4 protein-coding genes and 1 pseudogene are annotated in these 3,877 nt (G+C 66.8%); 1 reads left to right on the plus strand and 4 read right to left on the minus strand.

Features of this window, described 5'->3' with window-relative positions:
• Together AC1DUU_RS25710 and AC1DUU_RS25715 are read right to left on the minus strand one after the other, a co-directional pair.
• Window positions 1-181: pseudogene (locus AC1DUU_RS25710) on the minus strand (amidase); the annotation flags it as partial.
• Window positions 178-345: a hypothetical protein gene (locus tag AC1DUU_RS25715; RefSeq protein ID WP_476786201.1), complete on the minus strand. Its 168-nt coding sequence runs from the start codon at window positions 343-345 to the stop codon at window positions 178-180. The pseudogene AC1DUU_RS25710 and the gene AC1DUU_RS25715, both read right to left, overlap by 4 nt.
• 101 nt (window positions 346-446) lie before the next feature.
• Here AC1DUU_RS25715 and AC1DUU_RS25720 point away from each other — a divergent pair, with 101 nt between their 5' ends.
• Window positions 447-1,706 (plus strand): NAD(P)/FAD-dependent oxidoreductase, encoded by a 1,260-nt coding sequence (locus AC1DUU_RS25720; protein ID WP_476786202.1) that lies wholly within the window; start codon window positions 447-449, stop codon window positions 1,704-1,706.
• A gap of 116 nt (window positions 1,707-1,822) precedes the next feature.
• Here the strand turns inward: AC1DUU_RS25720 and AC1DUU_RS25725 are convergent, their stop codons facing one another.
• Both AC1DUU_RS25725 and AC1DUU_RS25730 read right to left on the minus strand, forming a co-directional pair.
• A complete protein-coding gene (locus AC1DUU_RS25725; protein ID WP_476786203.1) occupies window positions 1,823-2,587 on the minus strand; it encodes an SDR family NAD(P)-dependent oxidoreductase in 765 nt (254 codons plus the stop codon).
• Between the two features lie 47 nt (window positions 2,588-2,634).
• On the minus strand, window positions 2,635-3,877 hold a 1,243-nt coding region (locus AC1DUU_RS25730), incomplete at its 5' end, for a gamma-glutamyltransferase family protein (RefSeq protein WP_476786204.1).

Raw genomic sequence — 3,877 nt, forward strand, 5'->3', positions numbered from 1 at the left:
CGTCGAGACGTTGTGCCTGCGCCAGCGCCGCCTCGTCGGCGACATGGATGTAGCCCGAAAGTTCGCCGTCGAAACGTGCGATGCGGTCGAGGAAGTAGCCCGTCACCTCGACGGCGGCGATCTCGCGGCTGGTCACGGCGGTAGCGAGTTCCGCGATGGAAAGCTGCTCCAGTCTGCTCACGGCTTGTTCTCCCGGTCCTGCACGCGGGCCAGTTCGGCGACGCGCCTGGCCAGCCGTTCGAGGACTGAAACGCCACGCGCGAAATCAGCAGCTTCGGCAGCGCTTGCCTCGGGCGGCAGCACGATCTCGCGAAGGTCGGGCGCAGGCGGGGTCACGTCGCGCATGTTTTGTCCGGGGCTGAGAGATTGGAATTGATCAGTATACGTCTGTTATGCATTGTTGGCACCGGTCGGGATTGGGGCCGATCAGGGATCGGGTGGGCAGCGTGAAGCAGAATGAAAAGCCGTTCGACGTGGTCATTGTCGGCGGCGGCATCGTCGGGCTGTCGGTGGCGCTCGAAGCGCAAACGCGCGGCCTGTCCGTCGCGGTGATCGACCCTGATGTGGCCGAGGCCCGCGCGTCTTTTGGCAATGCCGGCGTGCTCAGCCGCGGCTCCATCTTCCCGATGGCCGCACCCGGCATCCGGTCGCGCCTGCCGCGTTATGCGTTCGGCCGCGACATTGCTGTACGCGCCCGCTTGCGGTCGCTGCCACACCTCGTGCCCTGGCTGGTGCGCTTCCTGATCGCTGCCGAGGAGGGGGCCTGGCGCCGCGCGGCGGTGGCGATCAACCCGATGGTCGCCGAGGCGTTCGACCGTCACGTCGTGCTGGCTGATCTTGTCGGGGGCCGCCATCTGATCAAGCGCAATGGCTGGCTCAGGCTCTACCGTAGCACCGAGGCCTTCGCCGGCAGCGCGCTGGAGYGGGCGGTTCTGAAAGAGAACGGCGTCCGCATCGATTGCCTTGGCGAAGACGAGATCCGTCAGCTCGAACCGCATCTCGCTCACCGCTTCAGCAATGGCATCTTCTTTCCCGACACCGGTTCCGTCGAAAGCCCCGGCGAGCTGGTCGAGCTCTGCCGGCAGGCGGCCGAAGCGCGGGGGGCTGTCCTGATAGCTGGCAAGGCCGAGGTCATTCTCAATGGCGGCGAGACCATGGCGGTCATGGTGGCCGGTCGCCGCATCGAAGCCCGCCATGTCGTGCTCGCCGCCGGCGCCCGTTCGGCGATGCTTGCCCGGACACTCGGCTACCGTTTCCCGCTTGCGGCCGAGCGCGGCTACCACCGCCATTTCGCCCTGGCCGATGGCGTCGAACTGCGCCGTCCAGTCTATGATGCCGCTGGCGGTTACGTGCTGTCTCCGATGAACGGCAATGTGCGCCTGCTCACCGGCGTCGAGCTGGCGCGGCCGGACGATCCTGCAAATCATGCACAGATCGACGGCGTCGAGCCCGACGCGCGCCAGACGCTCGGCTTCACCACGCCGGTCGACCACAAGACCTGGCTCGGCAGTAGGCCATCGACGCCGGATGGACTGCCGGTCATCGGCCGCGCCGCCCGCCATCCCAGGCTGATCTTTGCTTTTGGCCATGGCCATATCGGTTTCGCCAACGGGCCGATGACAGGCGCGATCGTCGCCAGCCTGATGCAGGGCGAGCGCCCACCGGTGCCGATTGCCGCCTTCGCGCCTTCGCGTTTCGGCGGCTAGAGCGTTTCCGCTTTTCTTCGAAATGCGGAATCTCTCTATTTTCTTGTTTTTGCGCAATTCCGGTCGGAAAACCGCTTCACACTTTTCCTGGAATTGCTCCGGGCGGCGGAGCGCCGTCACGGCAGCGTCAGCCCGCCGTCGACATGCAGCGACTGGCCGGTGATCTGCCTGGCCTCGCGCGACAACAGGAACAGGATCGCCGCCGCCACGTCGGCCGGTTCGGTCAGCCGGCCTGTCGGCGTGACCGCAATGGCCTTTTCGAGTGCCGAGGTCGTCGCCGCGAAATGGCCGGTCGGGTCCTTGCGGGTGAAGCCCGGAACGACTGAGTTGACGGTCACGCCTTTGGGCGCGAGTTGCACGGCCATCGATTTCGCCAGCGCCTCGAGTGCGCCCTTGGCCGCCGACGTCGCCGGAAAATGGATGTCGGCAGTGCCGAAGATGTGGGCGACGAAGGAACTCACCACCACCACGCGCCCGCAGTCCGAGGCGACGAGGTCGGCCATCGCCGCATTGACGAGACGCAGCAGTGCGGTTGGCATCGTCTCGAAAGCCTGGGTGAGATCTTCCGGCCTGACCTCACTGAGCGTCGAGCGTGTCGCCTGGGCAGCGTTGGAAACGATCTGGTCGACGCGGCCGAAGCGGGCGCGGGCGGCAGCGACCATCGCCGTGGGCACATCAGGATCGGCGAGATCGCCGAGCACGATCTCGGTCGCGGCCCCCGATGCCTGGCAGGTTTCGGCGACGCTCTTCAGCCCTTCGGCGTTCTTGCGCGTGTGCAACACGAGCCCGATGCCCAGCGCCGCGAGCCGGCGGGCGGTTTCGGCGCCGATGCCGCTGCCGGCACCGGTGATGAGCACGATGCGATCGAATGATGTGGTCAAGTCTTTGTCCCCGAGGCTGTTGAGAATGATGTTTGCATGCGCTCGGCTTAAGCGCCTAGTGCCACGCCGTCCTTGCGCTTGTCCGAGCCGCCGAGCAGGCTGCCGTCTTCGGCGCGCAGAACGAACTGCGCGCCGCCGAAATCGCTTCGGCCGGCCAGTTCGCCAGCGCCTTCAGGGTCGCTGTAACCGGCATCGCGCAGCGTCCTGACGATGGCATCTGATGTGCCCGGCTCGATCGCCAGCGCCTTGTCGCCCTCCAGCCGCCAGCGCGGCGCGTCAATGGCCGGCTGCAACTGCTCGCCCCAGGCGGCGAGGCGGACCATCATCTGGACATGGCCCTGCGGCTGCATCGCGCCGCCTACGACGCCGAAGCCGGCATGGAACCGGCCGCTCTTCAAGGCTGCCGCCGGGATCACCGTGTGATAGGGTCGCTTCGACGGTCCCGGTCCGTTGATGTGGCCGGGTTCGGAAAAGCCGTGGCCGCGGTTCTGCAGCACGAAGCCGGCGCCGGGAACGGCGATGCCGGAGCCGAAGCGCTTGAAGATGCTGCTCATCAGCGTCACCGCCAGACCATCATTGTCGACGACCACGGTGCAAACCGTGTTGCCGGCGGCATCGGCAACGGTTTTCTTGGCCTTTGCCATGGCGCGTCCTACGGCTTCGACCATGGCAAGCGTGGTTGCGGAATCGTCGCAGTCGAGTGGCGAGGAATCGAGTTCCTCCAGCGCGTCGAGCACGGCCACACCATGGGTGTTGGGCGGGCATTCGAGCACCGTCAGGCCACGGAACTTTCGTTCGAGCGGCAGGACGAAGTCGCCGCGATGGCTGGCGAAGTCCTCCACCGACAGCAACCCGCGCTTGGCCTGGTTCGCCGCCGCTGCCTGGCGGGCCGGGGCGCCGAGATAAAAGGACTCAGGGCCGTCGGCGGCGATCGCTCGCAACACCGCCGCAAGCTCTGGATTGGCGAAACGCTCGCCAGCGCGTGGCGTGCTGCCGGCACGGTAGAGTTTTGCGCTGGCGGGATCGAGCTTGATCACCGGCTCGAACACCGCCCATTCGCGCGCGGTGATCGGCAGGACGGCAAAGCCATGCTCGGCAAGTGCGATTGCCGGAGCCATCAATTGGGCAAACGGCAGGCGGCCGAAGCGGGCGTGCAGGTCGAACCAGCCCCGCACCGCGCCCGGCACGGTGACGGACAGGCCGTGCCGCTCCGGGATGCGCTGGTTTGGCAGATTCTCCACCGCCTCCACCGACAATGCTGCCGGCGAGCGACCGGTGCCATTGTAGCTG

The sequence above is a fragment of the Aminobacter sp. P4_H6_2 genome (assembly GCF_056400805.1).